General features: G+C 68.2%; 13 protein-coding genes and 2 tRNA genes. 11 read left to right on the forward strand and 4 right to left on the reverse strand.

Going from position 1 to position 16,657, the window contains the following annotated elements:
• Positions 1–22 precede the first annotated feature (22 nt).
• A complete protein-coding gene (locus Y590_RS00765; protein ID WP_060768223.1) occupies positions 23–1,768 on the forward strand; it encodes a flagellin N-terminal helical domain-containing protein in 1,746 nt (581 codons plus the stop codon).
• 50 nt (positions 1,769–1,818) lie between these two features.
• Here Y590_RS00765 and Y590_RS00770 read toward each other — a convergent pair whose 3' ends face one another.
• On the reverse strand, positions 1,819–3,348 hold the full coding sequence (locus Y590_RS00770; RefSeq protein WP_083530720.1) for a site-specific integrase: 1,530 nt from the start codon (positions 3,346–3,348) through the stop codon (positions 1,819–1,821).
• A gap of 100 nt (positions 3,349–3,448) precedes the next feature.
• Positions 3,449–3,538, reverse strand: a tRNA-Ser gene (locus tag Y590_RS00775).
• 132 nt (positions 3,539–3,670) lie between these two features.
• Between Y590_RS00775 and Y590_RS00780 the strand changes: the two genes are divergently transcribed.
• The 8 genes from Y590_RS00780 (at position 3,671) to Y590_RS00810 (ending at position 13,835) form a co-directional block, all read left to right on the forward strand.
• Positions 3,671–4,984 carry a replication-associated recombination protein A gene (locus Y590_RS00780; RefSeq protein WP_060768225.1) on the forward strand — a complete coding sequence of 438 codons (1,314 nt, stop codon included), beginning with the start codon at positions 3,671–3,673 and terminating at the stop codon, positions 4,982–4,984.
• A gap of 35 nt (positions 4,985–5,019) precedes the next feature.
• The gene (locus tag Y590_RS00785; protein WP_060768226.1) at positions 5,020–6,513 is read left to right on the forward strand and encodes a carboxypeptidase M32; all 1,494 of its coding nucleotides are present in this window, start codon (positions 5,020–5,022) and stop codon (positions 6,511–6,513) included.
• A gap of 107 nt (positions 6,514–6,620) precedes the next feature.
• Complete coding sequence (locus tag Y590_RS00790; protein ID WP_060768227.1) at positions 6,621–7,868, forward strand: Hsp70 family protein; 1,248 nt, start codon at positions 6,621–6,623, stop codon at positions 7,866–7,868.
• Positions 7,869–8,095: 227 nt separating this feature from the next.
• The gene (locus Y590_RS00795; RefSeq protein ID WP_060768228.1) at positions 8,096–9,517 is read left to right on the forward strand and encodes an RluA family pseudouridine synthase; all 1,422 of its coding nucleotides are present in this window, start codon (positions 8,096–8,098) and stop codon (positions 9,515–9,517) included.
• A gap of 622 nt (positions 9,518–10,139) precedes the next feature.
• Positions 10,140–10,841, forward strand: coding sequence for an HAD-IA family hydrolase (locus Y590_RS00800; protein ID WP_060768229.1), 702 nt, complete (start codon positions 10,140–10,142; stop codon positions 10,839–10,841).
• A gap of 60 nt (positions 10,842–10,901) precedes the next feature.
• Positions 10,902–11,705, forward strand: coding sequence for an ATP12 family chaperone protein (locus tag Y590_RS00805; protein WP_060768230.1), 804 nt, complete (start codon positions 10,902–10,904; stop codon positions 11,703–11,705).
• Positions 11,706–11,878: 173 nt separating this feature from the next.
• Entirely contained in the window at positions 11,879–12,016 is a 138-nt protein-coding gene (locus Y590_RS26895) for a hypothetical protein (RefSeq protein ID WP_190274581.1), read from the forward strand.
• Between the two features lie 286 nt (positions 12,017–12,302).
• A complete protein-coding gene (locus Y590_RS00810; protein WP_003597263.1) occupies positions 12,303–13,835 on the forward strand; it encodes an acyl-CoA carboxylase subunit beta in 1,533 nt (510 codons plus the stop codon).
• 61 nt (positions 13,836–13,896) lie between these two features.
• On the opposite strand, the gene Y590_RS00815 is transcribed toward Y590_RS00810, so the two are convergent.
• A complete protein-coding gene (locus Y590_RS00815; protein WP_060768231.1) occupies positions 13,897–14,451 on the reverse strand; it encodes a tellurite resistance TerB family protein in 555 nt (184 codons plus the stop codon).
• A gap of 138 nt (positions 14,452–14,589) precedes the next feature.
• A tRNA-Val gene (locus Y590_RS00820) sits at positions 14,590–14,664 on the reverse strand.
• Between the two features lie 223 nt (positions 14,665–14,887).
• Here Y590_RS00820 and Y590_RS00825 point away from each other — a divergent pair.
• Both Y590_RS00825 and ilvC read left to right on the forward strand, forming a co-directional pair.
• Positions 14,888–15,535, forward strand: coding sequence for a TetR/AcrR family transcriptional regulator (locus tag Y590_RS00825; protein WP_060768232.1), 648 nt, complete (start codon positions 14,888–14,890; stop codon positions 15,533–15,535).
• Between the two features lie 33 nt (positions 15,536–15,568).
• Entirely contained in the window at positions 15,569–16,588 is a 1,020-nt protein-coding gene (gene ilvC / locus Y590_RS00830; RefSeq protein WP_003597269.1) for a ketol-acid reductoisomerase, read from the forward strand.
• Positions 16,589–16,657: the final 69 nt, after the last annotated feature.

A 16,657-nucleotide genomic window follows, 5' to 3' on the forward strand; every position in this document is an offset into this window, starting at 1 on the left:
ATGATTCAATAAGTGAAGGCCTGTGACGAGCCTGTCGACGAACACCGCTGCCTTGACGGCTCTCGGCACGCTCAAGGGCATCACGGATCAACTCGCCACGACCGGCAATCGCCTGGCGACGGGGCAGAGGATCTCGGCCGCCTCGGACGGCGCGGCCTACTGGTCGATCGCGACGGCGATCCGAACCGACAACACCTCGCTGCGCGCGGTGGGCGACACGCTCGGTTTGGGTGCCGCGGCGTTCGACACGGCCTATGCCGGCCTCGACAGCGTCCTCTCCGATCTCCGGTCGCTACGCGCGACGCTCCAGACCGCCCTGACAACCGGCGTCGACCGGGCCAAGATCCAGACTGAGGTCGCCGCGATCCAGGCCCGGATGCGGGCCACCGCCGACACATCCGTATCCGCCGGCCGGAACTGGCTCTCGGTCGACTCTGGATCCGCCACCTACCGCGCAAGCGAGGACATCGTCGCAGGGTTCTCCCGCGCGCCCTCGGGTACGGTGGCCTTCTCGACCTTCCCGGTCGATATCGAGGCGCTCAAGCTCTACGACGCCAGCGCCACCTTCGTCCGGATCGAGCCGACACCGGCGACGATCACCGGACCCCTGCCTTTGGCGATGAGCCCCGCCTTCGCAAACAACGGGCGTGCGGACTTCACGGGACCCCTGGAGGTCAGCTTGCGGGTGACCACGGAGGACGGATCGAACGACATCCGCGTGAACGGGACAACCCTGGCGTCACGGGTTACCGATCTGGCGGCGGTCACCCCTGCCGAACTGACCGAAGCGATCGAGGCCCAGATCGCCTCATGGGGCGGGACGGGTAACGTTACCGTGGCACTGACGGCGGACGGACGCCTGAGCTTCGCCACCACCGCGACCGGTGCCGCGGCGTCGCTCAGCCTGCAGGCGGTCCAGCCGAGCGTAGGACATGTCAGCGCCGACCTTGCCGTCGCCCCGGCACCGGATCTTCGTTTCAGTCGCCCCTTTGCCACCGCGACGAACGCCTATCAGAACATCGACCTGTCGGGCACGAACTCGAAGAGCATCACGCTCGGCGACGGCACGACCTCGGTAACCTTCACCTTCGACGCGAACAGCCAACCGCCGCCTGCCGACCTGACCTCGGTGACGTTCCACGAGATGGCTTGGATGTTCTGGCGCCATGCGGACAACCGGACCGATGCCGGCTTCTCGATGTGGGCCCAATACGATGGCAGCCAAAGCCGGTTTTCCGCCAGCAACAGTCTGGAAGGCCCCTCGGCGCACGTCACGGTCGGCGGCCCCGACGCCGCCGCCTTCGGGTTCACGCCGGGTCAGTCCGCTGTCGGGGGCGAATATTTCGTGTCCTCTCGCCCCAGTTCTGCCGTTGGCCGCGACGGCAGTCCGCCGGTACCGGTCCGCGGGTTGCTCGACACGGCCGGCGCCTCCGGCCACGCGATCGCCACGCTCGACGTCTCGGATATGACTGGTCCCTTGGGGGACGCGACGCTCCTGGACGTCATCCGGGATGTCGAAACGGCCATCGGAAGCGTGACCGATGCCGGTACGCGACTGGGCGCGGGCAAGACGCTCGTCGAAGGCCAGAGGATGTTCCTCGACGCGCTCGTCAAGACCAACGAGCGTGCCATCGGCGTCTTGGTCGATGCGGATATCGAGACGGAGGTAAGCAAGTCGAAGGCGCTGCAGACCCAGCGGGAACTCGCCGTGCAAGGGCTTAGCATCGCCAACGCATCGAGCCGGACCCTTCTGGCGTTGTTCGCCTAGGAGGTCTGCGGAGCCATTTTCCGTCCGCCTCTTCGAAGGCTCCCAACGGCTCAAACGGGAACTTCGGCCTCGCGATCCGTGTGAGCGAGCGTGTACCGTGGGAACAGCTCCATCTCGCTCGCCATCACCCTGACCGTGAATCCTCCGTACTTCCGGCCCTCGGTGTCCGGTGCGTGACCCTGGATGGCGTCGAGGACCGAGTCCCTCATCCCGCCCTGCCGCCCGCGTGTCTTGAAGCTGTGCCGCCAGCCGTGGTTGGGGTCCACGCCGACGTCGGTGATCCCGAGCTTCCGGACCCAGGCCGCCAGTCGTTCCCCAACCTTCTTCGAGAGCGGGTTGGCGTCCGAACCGCCGCGGCCCCGCGCCTTGTCGAAGAACAGCTCCTTCGATCGTGTGTCGACATAGTCAAGGAAACCCATCTCGATCAGGTGCGGGTGGATCGGGACGTCGCGGAACCGCTTCGTCTTCACCGTGCCGGCTTCCGGCGTGATGCGAAAGAACCGCACCCCGCCCTCGAAGCGAATGTCCTCGCGGCGCAGCTGCGTCACCTCGCCGACCCGTGCGCCGGAGTAGGCGCACAGCCAGGGCACCCAGCGGCGGGCCGCCGCGTGCTCGGCGCTCAGGCGACCCCGCTGGGACGCAAGGGATGCCGCGAGGATGGTCGTGATCTCCGCCTCCGTGAAGAAGCGTTCGCGCAGGACGGGTCCCTCGACCACCTTCACGCGCAAACCGGCGCAAGGGTTCGCGGCGATCTTCCGCTTGCCCAGCATCCACCCGAACAGCGCCTTGGCCGAAGCGAGGTAGACATCGCGGATGGTCTTGTCGGCGCGTCCGTCCGTGGCCAGGGCGTCGACCCAGTCGGCGATGTTGTCCGGCGTGACGCGCGCCAGATCGTCGTGACCGACGGACGCCTCCAGCGTCGCTAGGGCCGGCCGCCACCGCTTCCGGGTCGAGGCGGAGAGCTTCGATGCCTCGGCATACTTCGAGAACCACTCGTCGAGCGGCAGGGCGACCGTGACCGGCTTGGCCGGCATCTTGGGAAAGCGCCCGGCCATCGGATCCGGGCTGAAATCCCCGTCGAGATACTTCAGGCTCTGCGTGTTCGCCTGAAGGATCGCCTTGGCGATTGCATACTCCAGGGAGCCTCGCGTCTCCGGATCGACGACCAACCCTTTTCGGGCGAGGTGACCGTCGATCTCCGGCCCGTACAGTCGCAGGAACGCCTCGCGGTTCGTCGAACCGGTATCCTCCACGAAGCGCTCGATGATCCCGGTCGTGGCCAGATTGTAGACCGGCGAGAACCGGCCGACCTGGAACTTGGCGATCAGGTCGTCGTAGACCTCGCCCGCGATGGCGTTGACCTCAAGCAGGTTGAGCCGCCGCACGCCGGCCCGCAAGTTGGCCCAGCGGGCTTCGACCTGGGCGGCATGCGCGGCGTGGCGGCGCTTGGCCTCGCCGACGTCCTTCGTCGCGAGACTCGCCTTCTCCTCCCGCCGGCCGACGAGGGCCAGCAAGTCCTTCGGGACCCGCCTTCGGAACCAGAAGACGCCGGTCTTCGGATGGGGCCAGGGACGCGACATCGCCAGAACCACGTGTGTACCACCCGTGTGTACCACCGGACGGCCGCGAAGTCGCTGTTTCCCTAGGGGATCGCTGAAAACAAACGCTTTTCGGGATGAATGGCGGAGAGGGGGGGATTCGAACCCCCGATGGGCTTGCACCCATGCCGCATTTCGAGTGCGGTGCATTCAACCGCTCTGCCACCTCTCCGCAGAGGTGTCGTATCGACGGGATGCGCCCTAGCACAGGGCGGGCGGGCCCACAAGCCGGCTTTGCAGAGGATGCGGGACTTCGCCGGTTGGGGCCTTGCGGACCGATGGGCCCGCGGTGTTCATGCCACGCATGTCCGACCTGTTCGTTTCCGCCAGTCTTGAGACGGGTGCGCCCCGGCCGCTCGCGGATCGTCTGCGCCCGCGCCGCCTCGCCGAGGTCGTGGGGCAGGAGCATCTCACCGGGCCGGACGGGGCGCTGACGCGTCTGCTCGCCTCGCGCAGCCTCGGCTCGCTCGTGTTCTGGGGGCCACCCGGCACCGGCAAGACCACCGTGGCCCGGCTCCTCGCGCACGAGACCGCCCTGCATTTCGAGCAGATCTCGGCGATCTTCTCCGGCATCGCCGATCTGCGAAAGGTGTTCGAGGCAGCACGCAAGCGGCGTGCGACGGGCCAGGGCACCCTCCTGTTCGTCGATGAGATCCATCGCTTCAACCGCGCACAGCTCGATGCCTTCCTGCCGGTGATGGAGGATGGGACCGTCACGCTCGTCGGCGCGACGACGGAGAACCCGTCCTTCGAACTGAATGCCGCCTTGTTGTCGCGCGCGCGGGTGCTGCTGTTTCGTGCATTGGACGCGCCCGCGCTCGCCCGGCTGCTGGCCCGGGCCGAGGAGATGGACGGCCAGCCGCTGCCCCTCGATGAGGAGGCGCGCGCGGCGCTGATCCGCATGGCGGACGGCGATGGGCGCGCCGCGCTGACGCTGGCGGAAGAGGTGTGGCGCTCGGCTCGACCTGGCGAGATCCTCGACGCGGAGACGCTTCAGACCCTCGTGCAGCGCCGGGCTCCGATCTACGACAAGGCGCAGGAGGGGCACTACAACCTCATCTCCGCGCTGCATAAGACGGTACGCGGATCGGATCCCGACGCGGCACTGTACTATCTCTGCCGCATGCTGGATGCGGGCGAGGACCGATTGTTCATCGCCCGGCGCCTCGTGCGGATGGCGGTGGAGGATATCGGATTGGCCGACCCGCAGGCCCTGGTCGTGGCGAACGCGGCCAAGGACGCCTTCGACTTCCTCGGCTCGCCCGAGGGCGAACTCGCGCTGGCGCAGGTCACCGTCTATCTCGCCTGCGCACCGAAATCGAACGCGGTCTACACGGCCTACAAGGCGGCCACGCGGGTGGCGAAGGCTGCCGGCTCGCTCGCGCCGCCGCGCACCATCCTCAACGCCCCCACTGGGCTGATGCGGCGGATTGGTTACGGTGAGGGTTACCGCTACGATCATGACGAGCCCGACGCCTTCTCGGGCCAGGATTATTGGCCGGAAGCGCTCGGGCGCCAGCACTTCTACGAGCCGACCGACCGGGGCATGGAAACCCGCTACCGGGAGCGGCTGGCCTACTGGGAACGGCTGCGGCAGGAGCGCCGCGGCGACGATTGAGTGTCAGGGACGACACCGAGGGATCTCGACCGATCATGCAGGCTTACGCGACGCTCACCGCCACCTTCGCCCGCCTCGGTGCGCTGGAGGATGCGAGCGGCATCCTCGGCTGGGACACGCAGACCCAGATGCCGGACGGCGCCTCCGACACCCGCGGCGAGCAACTGGCCGTGTTGAGCGTGCTCGCCCACGAGATCCTCACCGACCCGCGCAACGCCGAGCGGTTCGACGCAGCGGAGGCGGAGGGTCGCCTCGGCGAATGGGAGCGGGCCAACCTGCGCGAGATGCGCCGGGCCTATGCCCACGCGGCGGCGGTGCCGGGCGATCTGGTCGAGGCGGCCTCAAAAGCGGCGACGCGCTGCGAGATGGTCTGGCGCGAGGCGCGGCGCGATTCGGATTTCGCGCGGCTGCGTCCGCATCTCGAAGAGGTGCTGCGGCTGCGACGCCGCGTCGGCGAGGCGAAGGGGGCGGCGCTCGGCCTCGCGCCCTACGACGCGCTGCTGGACGGATACGACCCCGGCATGCGCCGGGCACGCATCGATCCGATCTTCGCGGAGTTGCGCGCCGTCCTGCCGGATCTCGTCGTCGCAGTGCGCGAACGGCAGGCGGCGGGTGCCCCTCCCCTGCCGCTGCCGGGCCCGTTTCCGGTGGCGGTCCAGCGGGAGATCGGCCTGCGGCTGATGCGGGCCGCCGGGTTCGATTTCGCGCGCGGGCGCCTCGATATCAGCCTGCACCCGTTCTGCGGTGGTGCCACCGACGACGTGCGCATCACCACCCGCTACGACGAGGCGAGCGCCACCGGGGCGCTGATGGGCGTGCTGCACGAGACCGGTCATGCGCTCTACGAACAGGGCCGCCCGCCCGCATGGCGCCACCAGCCGGTGGGGCAGGCCCGCGGCATGAGCCTGCACGAGAGCCAATCGCTGCTCGTCGAGATGCAGGCCTGCCGCTCGGCCGAATTCTGCGCCTTCCTCGCGCCGACCCTGCGCGAGGCGTTCGCCGGCGAAGGGCCGGCCTGGGAGGCGGAGAACCTGCACCGTCTCTACACCCGCGTCGAGCCGGGCTTCATCCGGGTGGATGCCGACGAGGTGACCTACCCGGCTCACATCCTGCTGCGATACCGCCTGGAGACGGCGATGATCGCGGGCGACCTCGCCGTGGCCGACCTGCCGGGTGCCTTCAACGACGGCATGAAGGAATTGCTGGGGCTCATCGTGCCCGACGACCGGAACGGCTGCCTTCAGGACATCCACTGGCCGGGCGGCAGCTTCGGCTATTTCCCGACCTATACCCTCGGCGCGCTGGCCGCAGCGCAACTCTTCAAGGCCGCCTGCGCCGCCCATCCCGGCATCCGCCCGGCGCTCGCCGAAGGAGACTTCACGCAGTTGCGCGGCTGGTTGCGGGAGAACGTCCATGCCCGCGCGAGCCTGATGGAAACCGACGAGCTGCTGACCGCCGCGACCGGAAAGCCCCTCGGGGCGGACGATTTCCTGGCGCATCTGCGCAGCCGCTATCTCGGGGCAGCGTAGGATCGGGTCGAACGAGATCGCAGGGCAATCGCTTCGGGGATTGCACTCTGTGGCCGGGGGCCGTAACGGAGCCGCCCTCCCCTTCAGAATCCAAGCGATCCGGTCCCATGGCGGCCTGCGGCCTCGATTTCGGCACGTCCAACACCACCCTCGGGATCGGCACGGGCGCCCGCCCGACCCTGGTGCCGCTGGAGGGGACGCACCGCACCCTGCCGAGCGCGATCTTCTTCGCACCCGGCCAGGAGGCGCAAATCGGGCGAGGGGCGATCGAGGCCTATGTCGAGGGCACGCCCGGCCGGCTGATGCGGGCGCTCAAGTCCGTGCTCGGCTCCCCCCTGATCGAGGAGACCACGCCGGTCGGGCGCGAGCGCATCCGCTTCCGCGACGTCATCGCCCGCTACCTCACCCAGGTGAAGGCGCGCGGCGAGGCGGAAGCCGGCGTCGAGCTCGACACCGTGGTGCATGGACGCCCGGTCCATTTCGTCGACAACGATCCGGCCGCTGACCGCAAGGCGGAAGACACGCTGCGCCAGATCGCCGAGAGCATCGGTTTCCGCCACGTCCGCTTCCAGTACGAGCCGATCGCGGCCGCGCTCGATTACGAGCGCACGGTGACGTCGGAGGAGATCGCGCTGATCGCCGATATCGGCGGCGGCACCTCGGACTTCTCCATCGTCCGGCTCTCGCCCGAGCGGCATCGGCGCGACGAGCGGGCCGAAGACATTCTGGCCAATGACGGCATCCGCATCGGCGGCACCGATTTCGACCGGAACCTGAGCCTCGGCGCGGTGATGCCGCTCCTCGGCCTCGGGAGCCCGATGAAGCGTGCGGACCTCGCGGTGCCGAACGCCTATTTCCATGACCTCGCCACATGGTCGAGCATCAACCGGCTCTACAATCCCAAGACCCTGCGCGAGATCGACGAGGTGGTGCGCGATGCCGCCCGGCCGGAACTCGTGACCCGTTTGCGCACCGTCGTCGAAGCGGAGCGCGGGCATTCCCTCGCCATGGCGGTCGAGGGCGCCAAGATCGCCGCCTCCGATGCGGGGGCCGGCACGGTCGATCTCGAATGGGTCGAATCGGGCCTCGCGGCGGATGTCGATCGGGCACGGCTGGCCGGGCATACCGATGACCTCGCGCGTCGCATGGCGCAGCGGATCGGCCGCTGCCTCGATCAGGCCGGGCTGACGGCCGATCGGATCGACGCGCTGTTCCTCACCGGCGGCTCGACCGGTCTGCCGCATGTGCGCGCGGCGCTGACCGCCTGCGTGCCGGGCGCGCGGGTCGTCGATGGCGACACGTTCGGTTCGGTCGGCCTCGGCCTCACCCTGGAGGCGGCGCGGTTGGCGGCCTGAGACACCGGTTCGGCGCCACTCGCCCTCCTGCTGCCCCCACTTTCGAGAGCGGCTTTCGCAGGGTGTGCAGACGGTCGGATCGATCCCGGCCGTTCACCGACGAGTGGAAGTGGTACCGGTGGCCAGGGCTCGCCGCCTCTGCGCGCCGAGGGATCGTTGGCAAGGATTCTGCCACGCAACCGGCCGCAGCGCTTTGCGCCGTCATCTCAGGGTGATAGCAGCGGCACATGAAGGGACGTCCACCACATCGCGGGTCCGGCGCAAAACGCGGACCCAGCGGGTTCGCGCCGCGTGCCGGCACGGGGCCGCGCACCTCCGCCAAAGACGCGGCGCAGCGCGCCGCCCGCAACCGCGGCGAGGACGCCGCCGAGCGCTCGCCCTGGGATGACGGCGCGGCGACTGAGGGCGCACCGCGCCCGAAGCGCGTGCCCGAAGCCGCCGCATCGAAGCCGGATGCGCCGCGCGCTCGCGCCAAAGCGCCGTCTGCCAAGCCCCCCTCTCCCAAGTCATCCTTCGCAAAGCCATCTTTCGCAAAGTCATCCGTGGCCAAGCCCGACCTGGCCAAGCCTGACCCGGCGAAGGCGCCGCCCGCGGAGGCCGTGGCCGGCCCGACGCGCCGCGAACAGCGGGCTGCGGCCTCGGCGACGCTGGCGAGCGGCGTGCAGACGCTGACTGTGGACCCCGACGAGGCCGGGATGCGCATCGACCGCTTTCTCGGCGCGCGCTTTCCGCAGCTTCCCTTCACCCGCGTGCAGAGCATCGTCCGCAAGGGCGAGCTGCGGGTCGATGGCAAGCGCGCCAAGCCGAGTGACCGGCTGGAGCCGGGTTCGAGCGTGCGGGTGCCGCCGCTCAAGCTCGACCAGCCGACCGAAAGGCCGCGCAGCGCCGCCAAGATCGACGGGGACGCCGAGTTTCTGCGTTCGCTGATCCTCTACGAGGATGCGGACATGATGATCCTCAACAAGCCGTTCGGCCTCGCGGTGCAAGGCGGCTCGGGCACGGTGCGCCACGTCGACGGCCTGCTGGAGGCGCTGACCGGGCCGGACGGGCAGCGCCCACGCCTCGTCCACCGCCTCGACAAGGACACGGCGGGCTGCCTGATCGTCGCCAAGACGCGTCTGGCGGCCGCGACTTTGGCTAAAAGCTTCCGCTCCCGCGCCGCGCGCAAGATCTACTGGGCGCTGGTGGCGGGCGTGCCCCGCACCCGCCAGGGCCGGGTCTCGACCTATCTCGTCAAGGACGAGCCGACCGATGCCGATGCGCGGATGCGCGTCGCCAAACACGGCGACGAGGGCGCCAGCCACGCGCTCACCTACTACGCCACGGTCGATCAGGCGGCGCAGAAGCTGGCATGGCTGTCGCTGAAACCCGTCACCGGGCGGACGCACCAGTTGCGGGCCCACGCCGCGCATATCGGCCACCCGATCGTCGGCGACCCGAAATATTTCGACGTGGAGAATTGGGAGCTGCCCGGCGGCATTCAGAACCGCCTGCACCTTCTCGCCCGCCGCATCGTGATCCCGCATCCGCGCACCGGCCAGCCGGTCGATGTCAGCGCCCCGCTGCCGCCGCACATGGCGCAGAGCTGGAACCTGCTCGGATTCGATAGCGCCCGCTACGACCCGATCGTCGAAGCGCCGGAAGCCTGAAACGATCCGAGGCGCTTCACGAAAGCGAGGAGCGCCTTGGAACATGGGCCTGTTGCCATAACTCTTGCTTCGTCAGTCCGCCGCGTGGACGAGGACACCGCGAGGTGCTTCTATCGGCACCGCGTTCAGACCCGGATCCCGTTGCCGAAGTTCGAATCGACGGGCTGAGGCATTGGGCGCCGCCGGGACTGTTGAAGCCCTTTGCCTGCCACGGGCCGATACAACGAGGTTCAGGATCGCATGAGGCCCGTCACCCTGTTGTCCGTCGCGTTGGCCGGCCTACTCTGCGCCGCTGCGCCGGCTGGTGCGGCACCTCCCGCCGATGGCGCGCCGGGGCAACCCCAAGGACAATCGCCGGGGCAGCCCCAAGGCGCATCCGACAAGGCGGCTCCTCCCCCGGCTCAGGCGGCACCGGCGGCGCGCCCTCCGGGCCAGGGCATACGGGCCTCGGAGCGCCGACGCCGCATCTCCTACGCCGCGTGCAACCGCGAATCGCACCGCCGCAGGTTGTCCGGCGGCGTCCGCCGACGCTTCCTCGTTCGCTGCCGCCTCGGTTACGAGCGGCGCCCGGCCTCGCAGCCGGCGCCTGCTCGCAGGCCATGAGCCACGGGATGCTCCGGCCGTGCTCAAGCTGATCGTCTTCGATGTCGATGGCACCCTCATCGACAGCCAGCACCTGATCGTGGAGGCGCAGCACCGCGCCTTCTCCGAGCATGGCCTGGTCGCGCCCCCGCGCAAGGAGGCGCTGTCCGTCGTCGGGCTGTCCCTGCCCGAAGCGTTCCGTCGCCTCGTCGGCGAGGCCGGGCCGATCGAATCGCTCTCGCACAGCTATCGCAAGGCGTTCCAGGCGCTGCGGATCGATCCCGACTATGCGGAGCCGCTGTTTCCGGGAATGGCCGAGTTGGTCGAGCGCCTGCACCGCCGCGACGACATCCAGCTCGGCATCGCGACCGGCAAGTCGCGCCGGGGCGTCGATCATCTCGTGGACAAGTATGGCTGGGAGCGCTGGTTCGCCACGATCCAGACCGCCGACGACGCCCCCTCCAAGCCCGATCCGGCCATGCTGCTTCAGGCCATGGCCGAGACCGGCGCCGAACCGTCGATGACCGTGATGATCGGCGACACGACCTTCGATATGATGATGGCCAGGAGCGCGAGCGTGGCCGCCATCGGCGTCGGCTGGGGCTACCATACCCCCGGCGCCCTGTTCAGCGCGGGTGCGGTCACGGTCGTCGATTCGGCTGCGACCTTGAGCGACCTGTTCTCCGGCCCCCTGGACGGTTCGCAGCCCGGCCCGGTGACGGAACGGCTCGCGACCCAATAGGCGCATCCTCCGCCGCGCCGGAGACTCGCGCGAGGCGATGAGAAATCCTATCTGCGGACCATGAGCACTTCAGGCGACGACGTCACCCGTGATTGGCTGGCCGAACCCGGCGAGGACGGAAAGCCCGACCGCGTCCAGGCCTCTCGCGCCGGTACGGGGCCGACGCTGCCGAAGCGCTTCTACGCGCAGGCCGGCCTCGCGGAGACCGAGGGCGGCTTCCGCCTCGTCCTCGACGGGCGCGGTGCCAACACACCGGGCCGCCGGCCGCTGATGGTGCCCGATCGGGTGCTGGGCGACGCGCTCGCGGCGGAATGGGAGGCGCAAGTGAAAGTGATCGACCCGCGCACCATGCCGCTGACCCGCCTCGTCAACACCACGATCGACGGCGTGGTCGAGCGCCGCGCCGCGGTCGCGGAGGATCTCGCCGCCTTTGCCGGCACCGATCTCGTGGCCTACCGGGCCGGCTCGCCCGAACGCCTCGTCGCCGTTCAGGCGGAGGCCTGGGACCCGCTCGTGGCTTGGGTGGCCGAGACGCTCGGCGCGCGGCTTTTCCTCGCCGAGGGGGTGATGCATGTCGAGCAGCCGGAGGGTTCGGTCGCCGCGTTGCGCGCCGCAATCGAGGCGGTGGACGACCCGTTCCGCCTCGCGGCCCTCCACACACTCACGACACTGACCGGCTCGCTCGTGATCGCGCTCGCCGTTCTGCACGGCCGTCTGAGCGCGGACGACGCTTGGGCGGCGGCACATGTGGACGAGACCTATCAAGCGGGCGTCTGGGGGCGCGACGCGGAGGCCGAAGCGCGCCTCGCCCACCGCCGTGCGGAATTCGAGACCGCGGCGATGGTGGCGCAGCGACCCAATTGAGTGGCCGCGAGCATACGAATCATGCGGTAGCGATCACTGATAAGGCACGATGCCTCTTCTTCGATCGATTATAATAACCTGCCGTTATCAAGTCGAAGTGTAACTTCGGCGCACTATCGGGTTGGCCTGTTCCTGTTCCATTTTTGGCGTCGTCCAACTCTTGGAGACGAACCGTGCCGACCCTTCGACTCAACACCCGGCGGATCGCCCTTGCCACCATCACGGCCGTGCTTACCCTGAGCGCCGCCGCCTGCGCGACCAAACCCCCGCCCGCACCGGTCGAGCCGGCGCCGCTGATCAAGAAGGGCTGAGGACGCGCGTTCGTCCGTAGCGAATGGTCTGAGCGCGCGCGGCCCCAGCCTTCGGGCCGGGGCCACCATCTCAACCGCGAAGCACGCGGATTGGCCGCGGTCGAGCATCGGCCCGAACGGTGACCACCGGCGTTCGGAAGAAAGGACGATGCGCTCGCCGCGTCGCCGGCCGTTTCCGAGGGCGGGAACGCGTGCTAAGGGCGATCGATCGATGCAAGGTCAAGCTCTTACGCTTTGACCTGTATTCAAAAAACGATTTCGATCCCCAGGGAGTCTCGCCAGCACCATGAAGGACATTCTCGAGAAGCTTGAGGAGCGTCGCGCACAGGCCCGTCTCGGCGGCGGGGAAAAGCGGCTCGAGGCGCAGCACAAGCGCGGCAAGCTCACGGCGCGCGAGCGCATCGAACTCCTGCTCGACCATGGGTCGTTCGAGGAGTTCGACATGTTCGTGCAGCACCGCTCCACCGATTTCGGCATGGAGAAGCAGAAGATCCCCGGCGACGGCGTCGTCACCGGCTGGGGCACCGTGAACGGGCGCACCGTCTTCCTGTTCTCGAAGGACTTCACGGTGTTCGGCGGCTCGCTCTCCGAGGCGCACGCGGCCAAGATCGTCAAGGTTCAGGATATGGCGCTGAAGATGCGCGCGCCGATCATCGGCATCTTCGATGCCGGCGGCGCCCGCATCCAAGAGGGCGTGGCGGCGCTCGGCGGCTACGGCGAGGTGTTCCGCCGCAACGTCGCGGCGTCCGGCGTGATCCCGCAGATCTCGGTCATCATGGGGCCGTGCGCGGGCGGCGACGTCTACTCGCCGGCCATGACCGACTTCATCTTCATGGTGCGCGATACGAGCTACATGTTCGTGACCGGCCCCGACGTGGTGAAGACCGTCACCAACGAGGTCGTGACCGCCGAGGAACTCGGTGGCGCCAAGGTCCACACCTCGAAGTCCTCGATCGCCGACGGTTCGTTCGAGAACGATGTCGAGGCGATCCTCCAGATCCGCCGGTTGCTCGACTTCCTGCCCGCCAACAACATCGAGGGCGTGCCGGAGATCGAGAGCTTCGACGACGTCAACCGCCTCGACAAGTCGCTCGACACGCTGATCCCGGACAACCCGAACAAGCCCTACGACATGGGCGAGCTGATCCGCCGCGTCGTGGACGAGGGCGACTTCTTCGAGATCCAGGCGGCCTATGCCCGCAACATCATCACCGGCTTCGGCCGCGTCGAGGGCCGTACCGTCGGTTTCGTCGCCAACCAGCCGCTTGTGCTGGCCGGCGTGCTCGATTCGGACGCCTCCCGCAAGGCGGCCCGCTTCGTGCGCTTCTGCAACGCCTTCTCGATCCCGATCGTCACCTTCGTCGACGTTCCGGGCTTCCTGCCGGGCACGGCGCAGGAATATGGCGGCCTGATCAAGCACGGCGCCAAGCTGCTCTTCGCCTACAGCCAGGCAACGGTGCCGCTCGTCACCATCATCACCCGCAAGGCCTTCGGCGGCGCCTATGACGTCATGGCCTCCAAGCATGTCGGCGCCGACCTGAACTACGCGTGGCCGACGGCGCAGATCGCGGTGATGGGCGCCAAGGGAGCGGTCGAGATCATCTTCCGCGCCGAGATCGGCGATGCGGACAAGATCGCCGAGCGGACGAAGGAATATGAGGACCGCTTCCTATCGCCCTTCGTGGCAGCCGAGCGCGGCTACATCGACGAGGTGATCATGCCCCACTCCACCCGCAAGCGGATCGCCCGGGCGCTCGGGATGCTGCGCACCAAGGAGATGGAGCAGCCCTGGAAGAAGCACGACAACATCCCGCTCTGACAGCGGGATCCACGGCGGGCCGTCCTTCGGGGCGGCCTTTTTTATTCGAGGGGCGTCCGGTCTATCCGAAGTTGCCGGCGCGGCTTGTCGCCAATTCCGGCTTGCCGGCGATCAGCCGACGCTTGAGCCGCGTCAGTGCCTCGCGCTGCAGCTCGCTCGGAGCGGAATGGGCGGAGGCGACCTTCGTCAGCATGTCGACGAGTTGCATCCGCTCCTCGCCCGTCAGCTTTTCGCGAAACAGCGGCAGCAGCGGGTCGGCGACGAGTGAGAACGGGAGGCGCTCCTGCGTGTAGCGCCACGCCCGCTCGAAGGTCGCGGAGATCGTCTGGATCTCCAGCGGCTTTTCCATGAGTTCGAGGATGCGGGTCTTCTCGGACGCCGTGATCGGGCTGCCGGTCCGCACGATCTGGATCATCAGGATGACGGCTGCGAGCCGCACGTCGTTCACCCGCTGCAACGGTGTCCCGACGAAATTCGCGAAGGCCGACTTCGCCTTGCGCTGAAGTCCCTTGGTGTCCTGATCGATTTCTTTGAGCTGCTTGACCGCGTAATGGGCCCGCAGAAGCCAGATCAAAACGCTGACGATGACGGCGGTGAAAATGATGAGGATCGGCAACAGGCGGTCTCCGCAAACTCATAAATGATGCGAATCGCCGCGTAACCCACCACGCAGACGTGCACGCGTCAAATGCCCGCCGATGGCGGCATGGACACTGTTTGTGAAGAGAACGACCGATGTATCGTGGAGGGCTGGTGGTGGGCGCGACAGGGATCGAACCTGTGACCCTTCGCGTGTGAAGCGAATGCTCTCCCGCTGAGCTACGCACCCAAGCACCCAGCGTGCCGCCGCGGGTGGGCGGCACGGGCGTCGCTGTGGCGACGGAGGGCCGTATACGCCGAGGCCGGGCGCTCGGCAAGCGGGTTCCGCAAGGCGGCGACAGAAACGTGACCGTGAGAGGGTGAGGACGATGTCACCCACCCCGCTTGTCCCAGGCGGCCGGGTCGGCTAGACGAGCGTACCGTACGGTACGGTACTGCTCAGCAACCGGATCATGCAGGCGAGCCCCTTCATCACCGACGAGCTTTCGGCCGAAACACCCACCCCGCGCCAGCAGGCAGTGCTGGATGCCGCGTTGGCGCTGATGGTCGATGGACGTGATCCGCTCACCATGGACGCGGTGGCGCGCCGGGCGAGCTGCTCGAAAGAGACGCTCTATCGCTGGTTCGGCGACCGTGACGGCCTGCTCACCGCGACCGTGCGCTGGCAGGCCTCGCGCGTCCATGCCGGCCGCTACGTCGTGAGCGGGCTGGATGCCGTCGCCTTGCGCAAGAATCTCCTCGATTTCGCCGAGAGCTGGCTCGCGGTCATTGCCAGCCCGACCTCGGTCGCGCTCAACCGCATCGCCATCGCCGATGCGGGGTCCCGCAAGAGCAATCTCGGCGGCATCGTGCTGGCCAACGGCCGCTTCGCCATCGGCGAGCGGGTGAAGCCGGTGTTGGAGGCGGGCCGCGCGGCCGGACTTCTCGCCTTCGATGACAGCGAGGCGGCCTTCCGGACCTTCTTCGGTCTGGTCGGCCGCGATATTCAGATCCGACTTCTTCTCGGCGGCGCGCTCGATCTCGACGCCGCCGGGATCCGGAGCGACGCGGCCCGTGCCGTCGAGCAGTTCCTGGCCCTTTACGGCCGGGCGAAACCCTGAACCGAATCCACTGACACGAGAGAGGACACCACCATGCGCGTCTATTACGATCGCGATGCCGACCTGAACCTGATCAAGGGCAAGAACGTCGTCATCGTCGGCTACGGCTCCCAGGGCCATGCCCATGCGCTGAACCTGCGCGATTCGGGCGTCAAGGACATCGTCATCGCCCTGCGCGAAGGCTCCGCCACCGCCAAGAAGGCCGAGCACGAGGGCTTCAAGGTGATGAACGTCGCCGACGCCGCCAAGTGGGGCGACGTGGTGATGATGCTCACCCCGGACGAGCTGCAGGGCGACATCTACAAGGAGTCGCTGGAGCCGAACATGAAGCAGGGCGCCGCGCTCCTGTTCGCCCACGGCCTCAACGTGCACTTCAACCTGATCGAGCCCCGCAAGGACCTCGACGTGCTCATGGTCGCCCCGAAGGGCCCCGGCCACACGGTGCGCGGCGAGTACCTCAAGGGCGGCGGCGTGCCGACCCTGATCGCCATCGCCCAGGACGCCTCGGGCAACGCCCACGACCTCGGCCTCTCCTACGCCTCGGCCAATGGCGGCGGCCGCGCCGGCATCATCGAAACGACCTTCAAGGAAGAGTGCGAGACCGATCTGTTCGGTGAGCAGGCCGTGCTCTGCGGCGGCCTCGTCGAGCTGATCAAGGCCGGTTTCGAGACGCTGGTCGAGGCGGGATACGCCCCCGAGATGGCCTATTTCGAGTGCCTGCACGAAGTGAAGCTGATCGTCGACCTCATCTACGAGGGCGGCATCGCCAACATGAACTACTCGATCTCGAACACCGCCGAGTACGGCGAGTACGTCACCGGCCCGCGCATCGTCACGCCCGAGACCAAGGCCGAGATGAAGCGCGTCCTCAACGACATCCAGTCGGGCATCTTCACCCGCAACTGGATGCTGGAGAACAAGGTCGGCCAGACCTCGTTCAAGGCCACCCGCGCCAAGCTCGCCGCCCACCCGATCGAGGAAGTCGGCGCCAAGCTCCGCGGCATGATGCCCTGGATCTCCGAGAAGGCCTTGGTCGACAAGACCAAGAACTGACCTTTCCGGACTCGGAGACCGGGCTGCCCCGGCCTCCGCCACGATGACGAAGGCCGGTTCGCGCGAGCG

Origin of the sequence: Methylobacterium sp. AMS5 (assembly GCF_001542815.1) — a bacterium.
In the GTDB taxonomy this organism is placed as follows: domain Bacteria; phylum Pseudomonadota; class Alphaproteobacteria; order Rhizobiales; family Beijerinckiaceae; genus Methylobacterium.

Coding starts and splice junctions, on each gene's coding strand:
- Y590_RS00770 (WP_083530720.1), bottom strand. CDS start 3,348: ATGTCGCGTCCCTGGCCCCATCCGAAGACCGGCGTCTTCTGGTTCCGA.
- Y590_RS00810 (WP_003597263.1), top strand. CDS start 12,303: ATGAAGGACATTCTCGAGAAGCTTGAGGAGCGTCGCGCACAGGCCCGT.
- ilvC (WP_003597269.1), top strand. CDS start 15,569: ATGCGCGTCTATTACGATCGCGATGCCGACCTGAACCTGATCAAGGGC.
- Y590_RS00785 (WP_060768226.1), top strand. CDS start 5,020: ATGCAGGCTTACGCGACGCTCACCGCCACCTTCGCCCGCCTCGGTGCG.
- Y590_RS00790 (WP_060768227.1), top strand. CDS start 6,621: ATGGCGGCCTGCGGCCTCGATTTCGGCACGTCCAACACCACCCTCGGG.
- Y590_RS00780 (WP_060768225.1), top strand. CDS start 3,671: ATGTCCGACCTGTTCGTTTCCGCCAGTCTTGAGACGGGTGCGCCCCGG.
- Y590_RS00805 (WP_060768230.1), top strand. CDS start 10,902: ATGAGCACTTCAGGCGACGACGTCACCCGTGATTGGCTGGCCGAACCC.
- Y590_RS00825 (WP_060768232.1), top strand. CDS start 14,888: ATGCAGGCGAGCCCCTTCATCACCGACGAGCTTTCGGCCGAAACACCC.
- Y590_RS00795 (WP_060768228.1), top strand. CDS start 8,096: ATGAAGGGACGTCCACCACATCGCGGGTCCGGCGCAAAACGCGGACCC.